Genomic DNA, 17660 nt, shown 5'->3' with positions numbered 1-17660 from the left:
TAAGCATGGCCCTACTGCAGATCGCCGAACCCGGCCAGAGTCCTCAGCCACACCAGCGTCGTCTGGCCGTGGGTATTGACCTTGGCACCACCAATTCGCTGGTCGCTGCCTTGCGCAGTGGTCTGTCCGAGCCACTGGCCGACGAACAGGGTCAGGTTATCCTGCCGTCCGCCGTTCGCTACCACGCCGACCGCGTCGAAGTGGGTGCCGCCGCCAAGGCTGCCGCCGCTACCGACCCGTTCAACACCATCGTTTCGGTCAAGCGCCTGATGGGCCGCGGCCTTGCCGACGTCAAGCAACTGGGCGAGCAACTGCCTTACCGCTTCGTCGGCGGCGAGTCGCACATGCCGTTCATCGAGACCGTGCAGGGCGCCAAGAGCCCGGTTGAAGTGTCGGCCGACATCCTCAAGGTGCTGCGCGTGCGCGCCGAGGCTGCCCTGGGCGGTGAGCTGGTGGGCGCGGTGATCACCGTGCCGGCCTATTTCGATGACGCCCAGCGCCAAGCCACCAAGGACGCCGCCAAGCTGGCGGGCCTGAATGTGCTGCGCCTGCTCAACGAACCTACCGCGGCCGCGGTTGCCTACGGGCTGGACCAGCATGCCGAAGGGCTGGTGGCCATCTATGACCTGGGTGGCGGTACCTTCGACATTTCCATCCTGCGCCTGACTGGCGGCGTCTTTGAAGTGCTGGCTACCGGTGGCGACAGCGCCCTGGGTGGCGACGACTTCGACCACGCCATCGCTAATTGGGTGGTGGAGCAGGCCGGTATTTCCTCTGACCTGGCTCCCGGTGCTCAGCGTCAACTGCTGCAAGTGGCCTGCGATGCCAAGGAAGCCCTGACCGATGCCGACACTGTCGAGCTGGTGTACGGCGACTGGAAAGGCAGCCTGAGCCGCGATGCCTTCAATGCGCTGATCGAGCCCATGGTGGCTCGCAGCCTGAAAGCCTGCCGCCGCGCCGTGCGTGATTCCGGCGTGGAGCTGGAAGAAGTGGGTGCCGTGGTCATGGTCGGCGGTTCTACCCGCGTGCCGCGCGTGCGCGAGGCCGTGGGCGAACTGTTCGGTCGCGAGCCGTTGACGTCCATCGACCCGGACCAGGTAGTGGCCATCGGCGCTGCCATCCAGGCCGATACCCTGGCGGGCAACAAGCGTGACGGTGGCGAGCTGTTGCTGCTGGACGTGATTCCGTTGTCCCTGGGCCTGGAAACCATGGGTGGGCTGATGGAGAAGGTGATTCCGCGCAATACCACCATCCCCGTCGCCCGTGCCCAGGACTTCACCACTTATAAAGACGGCCAGTCGGCCATGATGATTCATGTGCTGCAAGGCGAGCGTGAATTGATCAGTGACTGCCGCTCGCTGGCGCGCTTCGAATTGCGTGGCATTCCGGCCATGGTCGCCGGTGCGGCGAAAATTCGCGTCACCTTCCAGGTGGACGCCGACGGCCTGCTCAGCGTTTCGGCGCGCGAGCTGGGTTCGGGCGTGGAAGCCAGCATTCAGGTCAAGCCGTCCTACGGCCTGACCGACGGTGAAATCGCGCGCATGCTCAAGGACTCGTTCCAGTACGCCGGCGACGACAAGGTGGCGCGCCAGTTGCGCGAGCACCAGGTCGACGCCGAGCGCCTGATCGAAGCCGTGCAGGCGGCCATCGAAGCCGACGGCGACCGCCTGCTGGATGCCGAAGAGCGCATGGTGATCGAGCTGCAATTGACCGAATTGCGTGAACTGATGAGCGGTACCGACGGCGCGGCCATCGAGCAGCAGACCAAGCGTCTGTCGCAGGTCACCGACGCCTTCGCGGCCCGCCGCCTCGACTCGACGGTGAAAGCCGCGTTGGCCGGGCGCAACCTGAACGAGATTGAGGAATAACGATGCCGCAGATCATCTTTCTGCCCCACGCAGAACACTGCCCGGACGGCATGGTCGTCGAGGCTGAGCCCGGCAAGACCTTGCTGGAAGTCGCCCACGACAACCACATCGAGATCGAAAGCGCCTGTGGCGGCGTGTGTGCCTGTACCACTTGTCACTGCATCATCCGCGAAGGGTTCGATTCGCTGGAAGAAGCCGATGAGCTGGAAGAAGATTACCTGGGCAAGGCCTGGGGCCTGGAGCGCCAGTCGCGCCTGTCGTGCCAGACCATCATCGGTGAGGAAGACCTGACGGTCGAGATCCCGAAATACTCGCTCAACCATGCCGCCGAAGCGCCGCACTGATCGGAAAGCTGTCATGACTTACGGTTGGAATGATGTACAGCGTATTGCAGAAGAGCTGGCCGAAGCCAAGCCGGGTGTGAACCCATACTCGGTTAACTTCGTCGAACTGCAGCAATGGATCAAGGAATTGCCTGGTTTTGACAGTACCTCCGGCCGCGTGGGCGAGAAGGTGCTGGAAGCGGTCCAGACCCTCTGGGCCGACGAAATAGACTGATCATCTTTGCAGGTTAGGCATTACCCCAGAACCCGCGTATAATTCGCGGGTTTAATTTTTCGCAACAATCACTGTTTTCTGGAGTTTCACCATGGCTGTTCAACGTACTTTCTCCATCATCAAGCCTGACGCCGTTGCCAAGAACGTAATCGGCGAGATCACCACTCGTTTCGAGAAAGCCGGTCTGCGCGTCGTTGCCTCGAAACTGAAGCAACTGTCCAAGGCCGAAGCTGAAGGCTTCTACGCTGAGCACAGCGCTCGTGGCTTCTTCGGTGAACTGGTTGCCTTCATGACTTCCGGCCCGGTTGTCGTTCAGGTTCTGGAAGGCGAAAACGCCATCGCTCTGAACCGCGAGCTGATGGGTGCCACCAACCCTAAAGAAGCGGCTGCCGGCACCATCCGTGCTGACTTCGCTGAATCCATCGACGCCAACGCTGTCCACGGTTCGGACTCCGAAGCCGCCGCTGCCCGCGAAATCGCATACTTCTTCGCAACTACCGAAGTAACCACTCGCTAAGCCACGGCTGATGAGTGAAGGTGAAACCATGACTGCAATGACTGGCAAGACAAACCTCTTGGGCTTGACCCAACCAGAGATGGAACAGTTCTTCGACTCGATCGGGGAGAAGCGCTTTCGTGCCGGTCAGGTCATGAAGTGGATTCACCATTTTGGCGTCGATGATTTCGACGCCATGACGAACGTCGGCAAGGCCTTGCGCGAGAAGCTCAAGGCCTGTGCCGAAATTCGTGGTCCGGAAGTGGTCAGCGAGGACATCTCCAGCGACGGCACCCGCAAGTGGGTGGTGCGCGTGGAATCCGGCAGCTGCGTCGAGACCGTCTACATTCCCCAGGGCAAGCGCGGCACCTTGTGCGTTTCGTCCCAGGCAGGCTGTGCCCTGGACTGCAGTTTCTGCTCCACCGGCAAGCAAGGCTTCAACAGCAACCTCACCGCCGCCGAAGTCATCGGCCAGGTGTGGATTGCCAACAAATCCTTCGGCAGTGTCCCGGCTACCATCGACCGCGCCATCACCAACGTGGTGATGATGGGCATGGGCGAGCCATTGCTGAACTTCGACAACGTCATCGCCGCCATGCGGCTGATGATGGATGACCTGGGCTATGGCATCTCCAAACGCCGGGTCACCCTGTCCACTTCGGGCGTGGTCCCGATGATCGACGTGCTCGCCGATCACATCGACGTGTCCCTGGCGCTGTCGCTGCACGCGCCCAACGACGCGCTGCGCAACCAGCTGGTGCCGATCAACAAGAAGTACCCGCTCAAGATGCTGCTCGAGTCGTGCCAGCGCTACATGTCCCAACTGGGCGAGAAGCGCGTGCTGACCATCGAGTACACCCTGCTCAAGGACGTCAACGACAAGCTCGAGCACGCGGTGGAAATGGTCGAGCTGCTCAAGAACGTACCCTGCAAGGTCAACCTGATCCCGTTCAACCCGTTCCCGCATTCCGGTTACGAGCGGCCGAGCAACAACGCCATCCGCCGTTTCCAGGACCACCTGCACCAGGCGGGCTTCAACGTGACCGTGCGCACCACCCGTGGCGAAGACATCGACGCCGCCTGTGGCCAATTGGTAGGGCAGGTAATGGACCGTACCCGCCGTAGCGAACGCTATATCGCCGTGCGCCAGTTGGCCGCCGATGCCGATATGCCGCTCAACGCCGAAAACCGGCCCTGAGAGAGGATCTCCATGACCGTGCGCGCCGCGCTGTTGCTATTGTTCTTCAACCTGCTGGTTGGCTGCGTCACCACGGGTAAAGTCAACCCCATGGACACCAGCAAGGGACGCGAAGAGGCGCGCAAGGCCTATGTGCAGCTGGGCATAGGCTACCTGCAGACGGGGCAGGCCGAACGGGCCAAGGTGCCTCTCAAGCAGGCGCTGGACCTGGACAGTTCCGATGCCGACGCCAACGCTGCCCTGGGCCTGGTGTTCCAGGCCGAGATGGAGCCCAGGCTGGCCGAGCAGTATTTCAGGAAGGCCCTGTCCAGCCGCCCCGGCGATGCGCGTATCCTCAATAACTACGGCGGTTTCCTGTACGAGCAGAAACGTTATCAGGACGCTTACGAAACCTTTGAGAAAGCGGCCGACGATTCCCTGTATCCTGAGCGCTCGCGTGTCTTCGAGAACATGGGCCTCACGGCGCTGGCCATGGGCAACAAGCCCCAGGCCATGCAACTGTTCGACAAGTCGCTGCGCCTGAACCCGGACCAGCCCAAGGCCACGTTCGAAATGGCGCAACTGTCTTACGAAAACAGGCAATATGTGCCGGCGCGCGATTACTACGAGCGCTTCAGCAAGATGAGTGAACAGAGTGCCCGCAGCCTGCTGCTCGGCACGCGCCTGGCGCGCATCTTCCAGGACAAGAACAAGGCCGCCAGTTTCGGCCTGCAACTCAGAAGACTCTATCCCGGTACGCCGGAATATCAGCAATACCTGTCGGAGCAATGATGAAAGCGGCGCATCCCGAAGTTGTAGCAGCGACTCGCGTCAACCCTGGTGAGACCCTGCGCCAGGCCCGCGAAAGCAAAGGCTGGTCGCTGGCTGACGTGGCGGTGAAACTGAACCTGACGGCCACGTCGTTGGGCAACCTGGAAGCGGGCGCCTTCGACAAGCTGCCCGGGCATACCTTCGCCCGTGGTTATATCCGCGCCTACGCCAAACTGCTGGGCATGGACCAGGCGCCCCTGGTGCAAGCTTTCGACCAGGCAACCGGCAGCCATGCCCAAGGCCATGAAGTGCATGCCCTTGGCCGCATCGAAGAGCCCGTCCGCCTGTCCCACAACATTCTGCGTGGCGTGAGCCTGCTGTTGCTGGTGGCGGTGGTCGGCGGTGGTTTCTTCTGGTGGCAGGACCAGAACGGCCAGCATGGCAAGGACCAGGCGGGCCTGGCCATGGAGCACGTCGAAGTCGAAAGCGCCGACGGCACCACCCAGATCCACCCCATCGACGAGCCTGAAGACCAGGCCGTGACCGACGCGCAGAAAGCGCCGGCGGCCACCGAACCGGCCACCGAGGCCACTACCGCGTCGCCGGCCGCCCCGGCGACAGCCGCGGTTCAGCCGGCCGCGCCTACCGTGGCACCGGCACCCGTGGTCACCGCCCCGGCCCCGGCCCAGGCGGCGCCAACCGCGCCGGTCGCTGCCGTGCACCAGCCCGCTGCCCCTGTGGCCGCGCCGGCTGCCACCCCGGTGGCGCCACCGGCCGCTGGCGAAGGCCAGTTGCACGTGCAATTCAGCGCGGATTGCTGGACCCAGGTCACCGATGGCAACGGCAAAGTGCTGCTCAGCGCCCTCAAGCGCAAGGGCGACACCCTCGAACTCAATGGCAAGCCGCCGTTCGCGGTGCGCCTGGGCTACGCTCGCGGCGCCCAGGTCACCTACAACGGCCAGCCTGTTGATGTTGCACCTTTCACCTCTGGCGAGACTGCTCGCATGAAAGTGGGACAATAGATCATGCACGGCGAATCCCCGATCAAGCGTCGCGAATCCCGTAAAATCTGGGTTGGCAATGTGCCCGTGGGTGGTGATGCGCCCATCGCGGTGCAGAGCATGACCAACACCGACACCAACGACGTGGCCGCCACCGTTGCGCAGATCAAGCGCCTGGAAGAAGCCGGCGCTGACATCGTGCGCGTCTCGGTGCCGGACATGGACGCTGCCGAAGCCTTCGGCAAGATCAAGTTGCAGACCAACGTGCCGCTGGTGGCCGACATCCATTTCGACTACCGCATCGCCTTGCGCGTGGCCGAGCTGGGCGTTGACTGCCTGCGCATCAACCCGGGCAACATCGGCCGTGAAGACCGTGTGCGCGCCGTGGTGGATGCTGCCCGCGACCGTGGCATCCCGATCCGTATCGGCGTCAACGCCGGCTCCCTGGAAAAGGACCTGCAGAAGAAATACGGCGAGCCAACCCCCGAAGCCCTGGTGGAATCGGCGCTGCGCCACGTGGAGCACCTGGACCGCCTGAACTTCCCCGACTTCAAGGTCAGCGTGAAGGCCTCCGACGTGTTCATGGCCGTCGCCGCCTACCGCCTGCTGGCCACCCAGATCGTGCAGCCGCTGCACCTGGGCATCACCGAAGCCGGTGGTTTGCGCTCCGGCACGGTGAAATCCGCGGTGGGCCTAGGTATGCTGCTGGCCGATGGCATCGGCGACACCATCCGTATCTCGCTGGCGGCCGACCCGGTGGAAGAGGTGAAGGTCGGTTACGACATCCTCAAGTCCCTGCGCCTGCGTTCGCGTGGCATCAACTTCATCGCCTGCCCGAGCTGCTCGCGGCAGAACTTCGATGTGGTCAAGACCATGAACGAACTGGAAGGGCGCCTGGAAGACCTGCTGGTGCCGCTGGACGTGGCGGTGATCGGTTGCGTGGTCAACGGCCCTGGCGAAGCCAAGGAAGCCCATGTGGGCCTTACCGGTGGCACGCCGAACCTGATCTACATCGACGGCAAGCCGGCGCAGAAGCTGACCAACGACAACCTGGTGCAAGAGCTCGAGAAGCTGATTCGCCAGAAGGCGGCCGAGAAGGTCGAAGCCGACGCGGCGCTGATCGCCCGCGGCTGACAGAAGAATACTAAGGATTACTCGTGAGTAAGACGCTGCAAGCCATCCGTGGCATGAACGACATCCTGCCCGAGCAGACGCCCCTGTGGCGCTATTTCGAAGGCACCGTGGCAGGGCTGCTGGACACCTACGGCTACCGGCAGATCCGCATGCCGATCGTCGAGTTCACCGACCTGTTCAAGCGCTCCATCGGCGAAGTCACCGACATCGTCGAGAAAGAGATGTACACCTTCGAGGACCGCAACGGCGACTCGCTGACCCTGCGCCCCGAAGGCACCGCTGCCTGCGTGCGTGCCGTGCTGGAGCATGGCATCACCGGCGGTGGCCAGGTACAGAAGCTGTGGTACGTGGGCCCGATGTTCCGTCACGAGCGCCCGCAGAAAGGCCGCTATCGCCAGTTCCACCAGATCGGCTGCGAGGTGTTCAACCTCGACGGCCCGGACATCGACGCCGAACTGATCGTGCTGACCTGGCGCCTGTGGGGTGCCCTGGGTATTCGTGACGCGGTGAAACTGGAGCTCAACAGCCTGGGCACCAGCGAAGCCCGCGGCCGCTACCGCGAAGCGCTGGTGGCGTTCCTGACCGAGCACCTGGACCAGATCGACGAAGACAGCCAGCGCCGCCTGAAGACCAACCCGCTGCGCGTGCTGGACACCAAGCACCCTGAGACCCAGGCAGTGCTGGTGAACGCGCCGAAGCTGGCCGATTACCTGGATGAAGAGTCGCGCGTGCACTTCGAGGGCCTCAAGGCCCGCCTGGACGCCGCCGGCATTCCCTACGTGATCAACCCCAAGCTGGTGCGTGGCCTGGACTACTACAGCAAGACCGTGTTCGAGTGGGTCACCGACAAGCTCGGCGCCCAGGGCACCGTGTGCGCCGGTGGCCGCTACGACGGCCTGGTCGAGCAGATGGGTGGCAAGCCAACCCCGGGCGTGGGTTTCGCCATGGGCATCGAACGTCTGATCCTGCTGCTCGAAACCCTGGAGCAGGTACCCGAGTCCATCGCCCGTACCGTCGATGTCTACCTGTGCGCCTTTGGCGAGCAGGCGGAACTGGCGGGCCTGGCCCTGACCGAGCGCCTGCGCGATGCATTGCCGCAGCTGCGCATTCAGGTCAACGCCGGCGCCGGCAGCTTCAAGAGCCAGTTCAAGAAGGCGGACAAGAGCGGCGCGCTCTACGCCTTGATCCTGGGGGACGACGAACTGGCGCAACAAGTGGTAGGTTTCAAACCCCTGCGTGGCCAGGGCGAACAACAAAACATTGCCTGGGATGCTCTGGGTGAGCATCTGGCGACTTGCGTCGTGCAGGGTTGAGGCAGGCTTCAGGCCGAATTTGCGAAATAGGAGTATTGGGGTGTCGAGTACCGAAGATGAACAACTCGCCGAGTTGAAGGACTTTTGGCAGCGTAACGGCAAGCCTCTGGTCACCGGCGTCCTGCTGGCCCTGGTCGTGGTGTTCGGCTGGCAGGCCTGGCACAAATACCAGGCCAACCAGTCGCAAGGCGCGTCCAGCCTGTACCAGCAATTGCTGGAAACCGCGCTGAACCCGACCGGCAAGCCGGACACCGCGCAGGTCGCTGACCTGGCCAACAAGCTCAAGACCGAGTACGGCAACAGCGAATACGCCCAGTATGGCAGCCTGTTCGTGGCCAAGGTGGCCGTGGACAACGGCAAGCTGGACGACGCCGCCACCGAGCTCAAGGCCGTGGTCGACAAGCCCAAGGACGCCATGCTGGGTGAAATCGCCCGTCAGCGCCTGGCGCAGGTACTGGCCGCGCAGAACAAGGCCGATGACGCGCTGAAACTGCTGGAAGGCGATGCCGACAAGGCATTCCTGGCCAGCCGCGAAGAGCTCAAGGGTGACCTGCTGGTGCAGCTGGGCCGTACCGATGACGCTTACGCGGCCTATCAGAAAGCCAAGGCAGCCCTGTCCGACGAGGCAGCGGTAGGTGGCTTGCAAATCAAACTCGACGACCTGGCGAAAAAAGATGCGTGACGTGATCCGTTGGAAACATGCAGCATTGCTGACGCTGGCCATTCTGGCCGCGGGTTGCAGCAGTAACAGCAAAAAGGAATTGCCTCCTGCCGAGTTGACCAGCTTCAAGGAAGAAGTTGTGTTGCACAAGGAATGGAGCCGCTCGGTCGGTGACGGCCAGGGCGAGACTTACAACATGCTGGTTCCAGCGATCGAGAACGACAGCATCTTCGCCGCCGATGTCACCGGTGTGGTCATGGACCTCAACCGTCTGAACGGCGACGTGATCTGGAAGAAAGACCTCAACACGTCGGTTTCCGGCGCGGTGGGTGTCGGCTATGGCTTGGTGATGCTGGGTACCATCAGCGGTGACGTGATCGCCCTGGACGCCACCAACGGTGAAGTGAAGTGGCGCGCCAAGGTCAACAGCGAAGTGCTGGCACCGCCGGCCAACAACGGTGACGTCGTGGTCGTGCAAACCCAGGATGACCGCCTGGTTGGCCTGGACGCCGCCACCGGCACCCAGCGCTGGATCTACGACAGCACCCCGGCGGTACTGACCCTGCGTGGCACCGGTGCCCCGCTGGTCACCAACCACCTGGCCATCGCTGGCCTGTCGACCGGCAAGGTCGTGGCCGTGGACATCAGCAACGGTGTGCCGGTATGGGAGCAGCGCGTGGCCGTGCCGCAAGGCCGTTCCGAGCTTGAGCGTGTGGTCGACATCGACGGCGGCCTGCTGCTGTCCGGTGGTACCCTGTACGTCTCCAGCTACCAGGGCCGCATGGCGGGCCTGGACCTGGAAAGCGGCCGTGTGCTGTGGCAGCGTGATGCCTCCAGCTACGCCGGCGTGGCCCAGGGCTTCGGCAGCGTGTACGTGGCCCAGGCCAACGGCACCGTCGAAGGCGTGGATGAGCGCACCACCACCGCGCTGTGGAGCAATGACAAACTGGCCCGCCGCCAGCTGTCGGCACCGGAAGTGTTCTCCAGCTACGTGGCCGTGGGTGACTTCGAAGGTTACCTGCACCTGCTCAGCCAGGTCGATGGCCGCTTCGTTGGCCGCGAGAAAATCGACGGTGACGGCCTGCGTGCCCGTCCGCTAGTCGCCGGCAACATGATTTACGTGTTCGGCAACAGCGGCAAGCTCGAAGCGCTGACCATCAAGTAAGGCTTTGACTATGCTGGAGGTCATGTGGCCTCCAGCGGCCCCGCCCGAGTGGGGCCAACGGCATGCGTGCATGCCGTCACGAACTCCGGCCGCTGCCTGCAGCGGCCTTTGTATTTTCTGAAATAACGCAGTGGAGAGCCTAATGGTTCCCGTAATCGCCCTGGTGGGCCGACCGAACGTCGGCAAGTCCACCATGTTCAACCGCCTGACCAAAAGCCGCGACGCCATCGTTGGCGACCTGTCTGGTCTTACCCGTGATCGCCAATACGGAGAGGCGCGCTGGCAAGGGCGTTCCTACATCCTGATCGACACCGGTGGTATTTCCGGTGACGAACACGGCATGGACGAAAAAATGGCCGAGCAGTCGCTGCTGGCCATCGAAGAAGCCGATGTCGTGCTGTTCCTGGTCGATGCCCGCGCCGGTTTCACCGCCGCCGACCAGATGATTGCCGAGCACTTGCGCAAGCGCAACAAGCGCTCGATCCTGGTGGCCAACAAGATCGACAACATCGATCCGGAAATGGCCCGCGCCGAGTTCGCCCCGCTGGGCATGGGCCACGCCATTGGCGTCGCCGGTGCACAGGGTCGTGGCGTCAATACCTTGCTGGAAGCCGCCCTGGGCGAATTCCCGCGTGATATTGAAGAGGAAGACCTGGCTGAAGGTGTCGCCGAAGGCGAAGAGCAGGTGCGCATCCCTGGCCCGAGCGAGAAGGATGGCATCAAGATCGCCATCATCGGCCGCCCGAACGTGGGCAAGTCGACCCTGGTCAACCGCATGCTCGGTGAAGAGCGGGTCATCGTCTACGACCAGCCTGGCACCACCCGCGACAGTATCTACATCCCGTTCGAGCGCAACGGCGAGAAGTACACCTTCATCGACACTGCCGGTGTGCGCAAGCGCGGCAAGATCCATGAAGAAGTCGAGAAGTTCTCGGTGGTCAAGACGCTGCAGGCCATCAAGGATGCCAACGTCGTGATCTTCGTCATGGACGCCCGCGAAGGCGTGGTGGACCATGACCTGAACCTGCTGGGCTTCGCCCTTGAGTCGGGCCGTGCCATCGTCATCGCCCTGAACAAGTGGGACGGCATGCAGCCGAGCGAGCGCGACTACGTGAAGACCGAGCTGGAACGCCGGTTGTTCTTCGTCGACTTCGCCGACATCCACTTCATTTCGGCGCTGCACGGCACCGGCGTGGGCAACCTGTACGGTTCGGTGCAGGCCTCGTTCAAGTCGGCGATCACTCGCTGGCCGACCAGCCGCCTGACCCAGATCCTCGAAGACGCGGTGCAAGAGCACCAGCCGCCGATGGTCAACAGCCGCCGCATCAAGCTGCGCTATGCCCACCTGGGGGGTGCCAACCCGCCGCTGATCGTGATCCACGGCAACCAGGTGGAAAAGGTGCCGAACTCCTACGTTCGCTACCTGGAAAACACCTACCGCCGTGTACTCAAGCTGGTCGGTACACCGATCCGCATCGAGTTCAAAGGTAGCGACAACCCGTACGAAGGCAACAAGAACACGCTCACCGACCGCCAGGTCAACAAGAAGCGCCGCTTGATGTCGCACCACAAGAAAGCCGAGAAAAAGCGCCGCGACAAGCGCTGACTCCGGTTTCGCAATACCAGTGTGGGACCGGGCGAAGCTCGGTTCCACACTGGTATCTGCGCAACACCCTGGGCTATCCTGCTGAGCTCCCCCAGCTGTCAGGGTCAGGCCCGATGATCACCAGCAAACTGCCGAATGTCGGCACGACCATCTTCACCACCATGTCCCAGCTCGCCACCCAGACCGGCGCGCTCAACCTGTCCCAAGGCTTCCCCGACTACGACGGCCCCCAAGGCCTGCGTGATGCCGTGGTGCGCCACATTCAGGCGGGGCACAACCAGTACGCGCCCATGACCGGCCTGCCGGCCCTGCGCGAACAGGTGGCCGCCAAGGTCGCCCGCCAGTACGGCGCCATCGTCGACGCCGATACCGAGGTCACCATTACCCCAGGTGCCACTGAGGCCATCTTCTGCGCCGTGCACGCCGTGATCCGCGCCGGTGACGAAGTGATCGTCTTCGACCCGTGCTACGACAGCTACGAGCCCTCCGTGGAGTTGGCTGGCGGCCGCTGCGTGCATGTGCAGCTCGATCCCCGGACGTTTACCATCGACTGGCAGAAGCTGGCGGACGCCCTCAGCCCGCGTACGCGGATGATTATCCTCAACAGCCCGCACAACCCCAGCGGCGCACTCATCAGCCGCGCCGACCTGGACCAGCTGGCACAGCTGATCGAAGGTCGCGATATCTACCTGATCAGTGATGAAGTCTATGAACACCTGGTCTACGATGGGGTCATACACGCCAGCGTGCTGGCGCACGAAGCGCTCTATTCCAAGGCTTTCGTGGTCAGCTCGTTTGGCAAGACCTACCATGTCACCGGTTGGAAGACCGGTTATGTGATCGCGCCGCCGGCCCTGAGTGCCGAGCTGCGCAAGGTCCATCAGTATGTGAATTTCTGTGGTGTCACCCCGCTGCAATGGGCACTGGCCGACTTCATGGCCGCCTGCCCCGAGCATGTGGAAGAACTGCCGGCGTTCTACCAGGCCAAGCGCGATCTGTTCTGCGACCTGCTGGAGCCTTCGCGTTTCAGCTTCAGCCGGGCGGCAGGCACCTACTTTCAGTTGGTGGACTACTCGCAGATTCGCCCTGACCTGAACGACGTCGACATGGCGCTATGGATGACCCGCGAACACGGCGTGGCGACCATTCCGGTTTCGGTGTTCTACCAGGCACCGATTCCCGAACAACGGTTGGTACGCCTGTGCTTCGCCAAACGCGAGGAGACGCTGCGGGAAGCGGCGATAAAGTTATGCGCGATCTGAGTGAACTGGACAACCTGAACATCGCCCTGGTGCAGACCACCCTGGCCTGGCATGACCGCACGGCCAATTTCGAGCACTTCGATACCCTGCTGGAACAGGCTCGGGGTGCCGACCTGGTGATACTGCCCGAGATGTTCACCACCGGCTTTTCCATGGAATCGGCCAGCCTGTGTGAACCGGAAAACGGCCCTGCCAGCAAATGGCTGCTGGGCCAGGCGGCGCGCCTGAACGCGGTGGTCACCGGCTCGGTGATCATCCAGGCTGCCGACGGCAGCCATCGCAACCGCCTGCTGTGGGCACGGCCCGACGGTACCTTGCTGCACTATGACAAGCGCCACCTGTTCCGCATGGCTGGCGAGCACAAGCATTACACCCCAGGCGGGCGCCAGGTGCAGTTCGAGGTCAAGGGCTGGCGCATACGGCCGCTGATTTGCTACGACCTGCGTTTCCCGGTGTGGAGCCGTGATGCCCAGGACACCGACCTGCTGCTGTACACCGCCAACTGGCCAGGGGCGCGCCGGCTGCACTGGAACCGCTTGCTACCGGCGCGAGCTATCGAGAACCTGTGCTACGTGGCGGCGGTGAACCGTGTCGGCACCGACGGCAAGGGCTTCGCCTACACCGGTGACAGCCAGGTGCTGGACTTCCAGGGCGAGAGCCTGCTGAGCGCGGGGGAGGCCGACGGCGTGTTCCACGTGGCCCTCAGCGCCAGCGAACTGGCCGCCTACCGCACCCGCTTCCCTGCACACCTGGATGCCGATACCTTCGACCTGCACTGACGCGCTCACATAGCAGCGGACCGGGCCGCGTCCCGGCGCCGCATCATCCCTGATGCGCCGCACGGGCGCAGGCGGCCAATGAGCAGCGACAAAAAAACCGGCCACGTGGGCCGGTTTTCTCAGGGCAGGGCGAAGGCTCAGGCAGCCTTGGCTTCCTGCTGGCTCAACGAGCGGTTCAGCGCGCTGAACAGCGCCTTGAAGCTGGCAGTGGTGATGTTCTCGTCCACACCCACACCGTGCACCGCCCGGCCACCGGCCACGCGCAACTCGATGTAGGCCGCAGCTTTGGCGTGGGTACCCGCGCCAATGGCGTGCTCGTTGTAGTCCATGATCTCCACGGCCACCGGCATTGCCGAAGCCAGGGCTTCCAGGGCGCCGTTGCCCTTGCCGCGCCAGTGCACGGTCTCGCCGTCGCTGTGCACTTCCACGTCGACCTTGCTGCTGCCGTTCTCTTCCTGCAGGCGGTGGCTGACCAGCGCGTACGGTGTGTTGGCTTGCAGGTATTCCTTGTGCAGCAGGCTGTAGATCTGCTGGGCGGTCATTTCCAGGCCCAGGCGGTCGGTCTCACCCTGCACCACCTGGCTGAACTCGATCTGCATGCGGCGCGGCAGGCTGATGCCGTATTCCTGTTCCAGCAGGTAGGTAATGCCACCCTTGCCCGACTGGCTGTTGACGCGGATCACCGCCTCGTAGCTGCGGCCGATATCGGCCGGGTCGATCGGCAGGTACGGCACTTCCCACAGGGTGTCTTCTTTCTGCTGGGTGAAGCCCTTGCGGATGGCGTCCTGGTGCGAGCCGGAGAACGCGGTGTGAACCAGGTCGCCCACGTACGGGTGGCGTGGGTGAACCGGGATCTGGTTGCACTCTTCGACCACTTTGCGCACGCCGTCGATGTCCGAGAAGTCCAGCTCGGGGTTCACGCCCTGGGTGTAGAGGTTCAGGGCCAGGGTCACCAGGTCGACGTTGCCGGTACGCTCGCCGTTGCCGAACAGGCAGCCTTCGACGCGGTCGGCGCCGGCCATCAGGCCCAGCTCGGTGGCGGCCACGCCGGTGCCACGGTCGTTGTGGGTGTGCAGGCTGATGATCACGCTGTCACGGCGCGACACATGGCGGCCAAACCACTCGATCTGGTCGGCGTAGATGTTCGGCGTGCTGACTTCCACGGTGGCCGGCAGGTTGAGGATGATCTTGTGCTCGGGCGTCGGGTTCCACACCTCGATCACCGCGTCGCACACTTCCTTGGCGAACTCCAGTTCAGTGGCGCTGAAGGTTTCCGGCGAGTACTGGAAAGTCCACTGGGTTTCCGGCTGCTGGGCAGCGTATTTGACGAACAGCTTGGCGGCGTTGACCGCGATGTCCTTCACGCCCTGCTTGTCCTGGTTGAAGACGATCTTGCGGAAGGACGGCGAAGTGGCGTTGTACAGGTGCACGATGGCCTTCTTGGCGCCCTTGAGCGATTCGAAGGTACGCGCGATCAGGTCTTCACGGGCCTGGGTCAGCACCTGAATGGTGGTGTCTTCCGGGATGTGGTTGTCTTCGATGAGGGTGCGAACGAAGTCGAAGTCGGTCTGCGACGCCGAGGGGAACGAGGCCTCGATCTCTTTCACGCCCACGCTGACCAGGGTCTTCCAGAAGCGCAGCTTCTTGGCCGAGTCCATCGGCTCGATCAGCGACTGGTTGCCGTCACGCAGGTCCGAGCTGCACCAGATAGGCGCGGCTGTGATCGTCTGGTTCGGCCAGGTGCGGTCAGGCAGGTTCACCTGAGCGAAGGCGCGGTATTTGGACGACGGGTCTTTGAGCATGGTCATGGTAAGCAATCCTTGTTATGCGGCCTTGAAAAGGGCCTGCCGAATGAAAACGAGAGAAAAGGGCGAGGCGACGCGATTCAGCTTGGCAGTCGTGCACTGACCAGGCTTAGGCAGCGGTGTTGACGAAGGAGCATGAGGGTGTGGAGAGTTTTCATGCTTCAAACTTAACCATTGCGGCAGGGGATGGCAAGCATCTGAAAAAAATTGAGATAAGTTATCTGCTATGGCGATTATGTGGTTATTTCTGCTTCTTGATTTGCGTATTTTGAGTAAAGATTGTTCGCGCGATTGTGCTCGCGCAATCTCGTGGAGGTGACCGTCCGGGCTGTAGCGCGTAACCGGCAAGTCAGGGCTGGAACGCGCCGATGAAGATGGCCGGGTCCACCCGGGCGTCGTTGAGGCTGACGTTCCAGTGCATGTGCGGCCCCGTCGCCCGGCCGGTCATGCCCACGCGCCCGACCACGGCGCCACGCGCCAGGTCCTGGCCGACCTTCACGTCAACCTTCGACATATGGCAGAACATGCTGATGAAGCCCTGGCCATGGTCGACGAAGACCGTGTTGCCGTTGAAGAAGTAGTTGCCGATGAGAATGACCTTGCCCGCCGCCGGGGTCTTGATCGGCGTGCCCGCCGGCACGGCGAAGTCCAGTCCGGCATGAGGGTTGCGTTCTTCACCGTTGAAGAAGCGGCGCACGCCAAAGCGGCTCGACAGCGGTCCATTCACTGGCTTGTCCAGCAACAGGTTGCTGGGCGTGCCAGGGCTGAAGCTGCGGTAGGCCTTCAACTGTTCGGCCAACTCGACTTCGAAGCGCTTCAGGTCCGCCGGGTTGGGGTTGACCTGCCGGTTGTTCTTCAAGGTGATGTGCTGCTCGGGGTAGTGCTTGCTGCCTACCACGAAACCCAGGCTGCGCTGGTCGCCCGTGGTGATGCGGGCGGCGCCCGGTTTCTGCGTCAGTGGCAGGCCGACGATGGCGCGCCAGTTCTGTTGCTCGCGCACCACCAGCACCGGCTTGCCGTCGAAGAACGCCTTGGGCGCCTGCGCCGCGGTGCCCAGGTCGATCACGGCCACGCCGCCCGGCACGGGCTTGTTCAGCAGGCGGGTGATGTAGCTGTCAGCCTGGGCATTGAACGCCAGGCACAGCAAAAGCAACGCGGGCAGCAAGCGGGGCATGGCTCAATCCAGTAGCGACAGGGTGACCGGGGTCAGGTGGTTGTCTTCGACACGTACCTGCAGTTCGCCTTCGCCCAGCCTGGCGGTCAGGCGCTGGCCGGTGCGGGTCTGCCCGGCACTGCGGATGGCGTTGCCGCGTTCGTCCAGCAGGATGCTGTAGCCACGGCTCAAGGTGGCCAGTGGGCTGACGATGTGCAGGGTCTGCATCTGGTTCTGCAACTGCACACGACGGGCCTTGAGGCCTTCGCGAATGGCGCGGGGCAGGCGCTCGGCCAGGCTGTCGATGCGCTGGCGCAGCAGGGCCAGCGTGCGCCCCGGGTGCTGGCCAGCCAGGCGGGTTTCCAGCTGGGCGAGGCGATGTTTGCGCAGGCTCAGGCGCTGTTCGAAGGCGCGCCGCAGGCGCATGTCCAGGTCGTCCAGGCGCTGGGCCTGCTGGCGCAGCCGTTCGCCGGGGTGGCGCAGGCGTTTGGTCAGGCCGTCCAGGCGCAGGCGGTCGTGGGCCAGGCGGTTTTGCATGCGCATCAGCAGGCGGCGTTGCAGGCTTTCCAGGCGCCGTTGCAGGTCGCTGCTGTCAGGCGCCAGCAGCTCGGCGGCGGCCGAGGGGGTAGGGGCGCGCACATCGGCGACGAAGTCACTGATGGACACGTCGGTTTCATGGCCCACGGCGCTGACGATCGGCGTCACGCAGGCGGCGATGGCCCGGGCCACGGCCTCTTCGTTGAAGCACCACAGGTCTTCCAGCGAGCCACCACCACGGGCCAGGATGATAGCGTCGAAACCGCCGGCATCGGCCAGGCGAATGCCCCGCACGATCTGGTTGATGGCCTCGCGGCCCTGCACGGCGGTAGGGATCAGGGTCAGCTCGACGTGCGGCGCGCGGCGGCGGAACA

17 protein-coding genes are annotated in these 17660 nt (G+C 63.4%); 14 read left to right on the top strand and 3 right to left on the bottom strand.

Going from position 1 to position 17660, the window contains the following annotated elements; genetic code table 11:
- Positions 1-5: 5 nt before the first annotated feature.
- The 14 genes from hscA to QBK88_RS19135 all read left to right on the top strand — a co-directional run bounded on the left by hscA (position 6) and on the right by QBK88_RS19135 (position 13791).
- On the top strand, positions 6-1868 hold the full coding sequence (hscA, locus tag QBK88_RS19200; protein ID WP_268145162.1) for a Fe-S protein assembly chaperone HscA: 1863 nt from the start codon (positions 6-8) through the stop codon (positions 1866-1868).
- 2 nt (positions 1869-1870) lie between these two features.
- Positions 1871-2212, top strand: a complete 342-nt coding sequence (gene fdx / locus QBK88_RS19195; RefSeq protein WP_277963275.1) for an ISC system 2Fe-2S type ferredoxin — start codon at positions 1871-1873, stop codon at positions 2210-2212.
- A 13-nt stretch (positions 2213-2225) separates the two neighbouring features.
- Positions 2226-2426, top strand: a complete 201-nt coding sequence (gene iscX / locus QBK88_RS19190; RefSeq protein WP_158157839.1) for a Fe-S cluster assembly protein IscX — start codon at positions 2226-2228, stop codon at positions 2424-2426.
- A 91-nt stretch (positions 2427-2517) separates the two neighbouring features.
- A complete protein-coding gene (gene ndk, locus QBK88_RS19185) occupies positions 2518-2943 on the top strand; it encodes a nucleoside-diphosphate kinase (RefSeq protein ID WP_043186559.1) in 426 nt (141 codons plus the stop codon).
- Between the two features lie 28 nt (positions 2944-2971).
- Complete coding sequence (gene rlmN / locus QBK88_RS19180; RefSeq protein WP_158157840.1) at positions 2972-4120, top strand: 23S rRNA (adenine(2503)-C(2))-methyltransferase RlmN; 1149 nt, start codon at positions 2972-2974, stop codon at positions 4118-4120.
- 12 nt (positions 4121-4132) lie between these two features.
- Positions 4133-4891 carry a type IV pilus biogenesis/stability protein PilW gene (gene pilW / locus QBK88_RS19175; protein WP_277963274.1) on the top strand — a complete coding sequence of 253 codons (759 nt, stop codon included), beginning with the start codon at positions 4133-4135 and terminating at the stop codon, positions 4889-4891.
- Positions 4891-5892 (top strand): helix-turn-helix domain-containing protein, encoded by a 1002-nt coding sequence (locus QBK88_RS19170; protein WP_277963273.1) that lies wholly within the window; start codon positions 4891-4893, stop codon positions 5890-5892. The genes pilW and QBK88_RS19170 overlap by 1 nt, the downstream gene beginning before the upstream one ends.
- A gap of 3 nt (positions 5893-5895) precedes the next feature.
- Positions 5896-7005, top strand: coding sequence for a flavodoxin-dependent (E)-4-hydroxy-3-methylbut-2-enyl-diphosphate synthase (ispG, locus tag QBK88_RS19165; RefSeq protein WP_158157843.1), 1110 nt, complete (start codon positions 5896-5898; stop codon positions 7003-7005).
- A gap of 23 nt (positions 7006-7028) precedes the next feature.
- Positions 7029-8318, top strand: coding sequence for a histidine--tRNA ligase (gene hisS / locus QBK88_RS19160; protein WP_158157844.1), 1290 nt, complete (start codon positions 7029-7031; stop codon positions 8316-8318).
- Positions 8319-8358: 40 nt separating this feature from the next.
- Positions 8359-9000, top strand: coding sequence for a YfgM family protein (locus QBK88_RS19155; RefSeq protein ID WP_158157845.1), 642 nt, complete (start codon positions 8359-8361; stop codon positions 8998-9000).
- Complete coding sequence (bamB, locus tag QBK88_RS19150; protein WP_277963272.1) at positions 8993-10144, top strand: outer membrane protein assembly factor BamB; 1152 nt, start codon at positions 8993-8995, stop codon at positions 10142-10144. Before QBK88_RS19155 ends, bamB begins: the two co-directional genes overlap by 8 nt.
- Positions 10145-10286: 142 nt before the next feature.
- A complete protein-coding gene (der, locus tag QBK88_RS19145) occupies positions 10287-11750 on the top strand; it encodes a ribosome biogenesis GTPase Der (RefSeq protein ID WP_176569994.1) in 1464 nt (487 codons plus the stop codon).
- Between the two features lie 113 nt (positions 11751-11863).
- Positions 11864-13012, top strand: coding sequence for a pyridoxal phosphate-dependent aminotransferase (locus QBK88_RS19140; protein WP_277963271.1), 1149 nt, complete (start codon positions 11864-11866; stop codon positions 13010-13012).
- Positions 13000-13791 (top strand): amidohydrolase, encoded by a 792-nt coding sequence (locus QBK88_RS19135; protein ID WP_277963270.1) that lies wholly within the window; start codon positions 13000-13002, stop codon positions 13789-13791. Before QBK88_RS19140 ends, QBK88_RS19135 begins: the two co-directional genes overlap by 13 nt.
- A gap of 137 nt (positions 13792-13928) precedes the next feature.
- On the opposite strand, the gene leuA is transcribed toward QBK88_RS19135, so the two are convergent.
- The 3 genes from leuA to xseA form a co-directional block, all read right to left on the bottom strand.
- Positions 13929-15599 carry a 2-isopropylmalate synthase gene (gene leuA / locus QBK88_RS19130; RefSeq protein ID WP_277963269.1) on the bottom strand — a complete coding sequence of 557 codons (1671 nt, stop codon included), beginning with the start codon at positions 15597-15599 and terminating at the stop codon, positions 13929-13931.
- A 346-nt stretch (positions 15600-15945) separates the two neighbouring features.
- A complete protein-coding gene (locus QBK88_RS19125) occupies positions 15946-16770 on the bottom strand; it encodes a peptidoglycan DD-metalloendopeptidase family protein (RefSeq protein WP_277963268.1) in 825 nt (274 codons plus the stop codon).
- Positions 16771-16773: 3 nt separating this feature from the next.
- Positions 16774-17660 (bottom strand): exodeoxyribonuclease VII large subunit (gene xseA, locus QBK88_RS19120; protein WP_277963267.1); only part of this gene is annotated, 887 nt, incomplete at its 5' end.

The sequence above is a fragment of the Pseudomonas sp. RIT-To-2 genome, assembly GCF_029623465.1.
GTDB lineage: Bacteria > Pseudomonadota > Gammaproteobacteria > Pseudomonadales > Pseudomonadaceae > Aquipseudomonas > Aquipseudomonas silvicola.
This window is presented reverse-complemented; position numbering and strand designations above follow the sequence as displayed.

Bases quoted from the DNA above. Each gene is read 5' to 3' on its own strand.
- hscA (WP_268145162.1), top strand. From the start codon at position 6: ATGGCCCTACTGCAGATCGCCGAACCCGGCCAGAGTCCTCAGCCACAC.
- fdx (WP_277963275.1), top strand. From the start codon at position 1,871: ATGCCGCAGATCATCTTTCTGCCCCACGCAGAACACTGCCCGGACGGC.
- iscX (WP_158157839.1), top strand. From the start codon at position 2,226: ATGACTTACGGTTGGAATGATGTACAGCGTATTGCAGAAGAGCTGGCC.
- ndk (WP_043186559.1), top strand. From the start codon at position 2,518: ATGGCTGTTCAACGTACTTTCTCCATCATCAAGCCTGACGCCGTTGCC.
- rlmN (WP_158157840.1), top strand. From the start codon at position 2,972: ATGACTGCAATGACTGGCAAGACAAACCTCTTGGGCTTGACCCAACCA.
- pilW (WP_277963274.1), top strand. From the start codon at position 4,133: ATGACCGTGCGCGCCGCGCTGTTGCTATTGTTCTTCAACCTGCTGGTT.
- QBK88_RS19170 (WP_277963273.1), top strand. From the start codon at position 4,891: ATGAAAGCGGCGCATCCCGAAGTTGTAGCAGCGACTCGCGTCAACCCT.
- ispG (WP_158157843.1), top strand. From the start codon at position 5,896: ATGCACGGCGAATCCCCGATCAAGCGTCGCGAATCCCGTAAAATCTGG.
- bamB (WP_277963272.1), top strand. From the start codon at position 8,993: ATGCGTGACGTGATCCGTTGGAAACATGCAGCATTGCTGACGCTGGCC.
- der (WP_176569994.1), top strand. From the start codon at position 10,287: ATGGTTCCCGTAATCGCCCTGGTGGGCCGACCGAACGTCGGCAAGTCC.
- QBK88_RS19140 (WP_277963271.1), top strand. From the start codon at position 11,864: ATGATCACCAGCAAACTGCCGAATGTCGGCACGACCATCTTCACCACC.
- QBK88_RS19135 (WP_277963270.1), top strand. From the start codon at position 13,000: ATGCGCGATCTGAGTGAACTGGACAACCTGAACATCGCCCTGGTGCAG.
- leuA (WP_277963269.1), bottom strand. From the start codon at position 15,599: ATGACCATGCTCAAAGACCCGTCGTCCAAATACCGCGCCTTCGCTCAG.
- QBK88_RS19125 (WP_277963268.1), bottom strand. From the start codon at position 16,770: ATGCCCCGCTTGCTGCCCGCGTTGCTTTTGCTGTGCCTGGCGTTCAAT.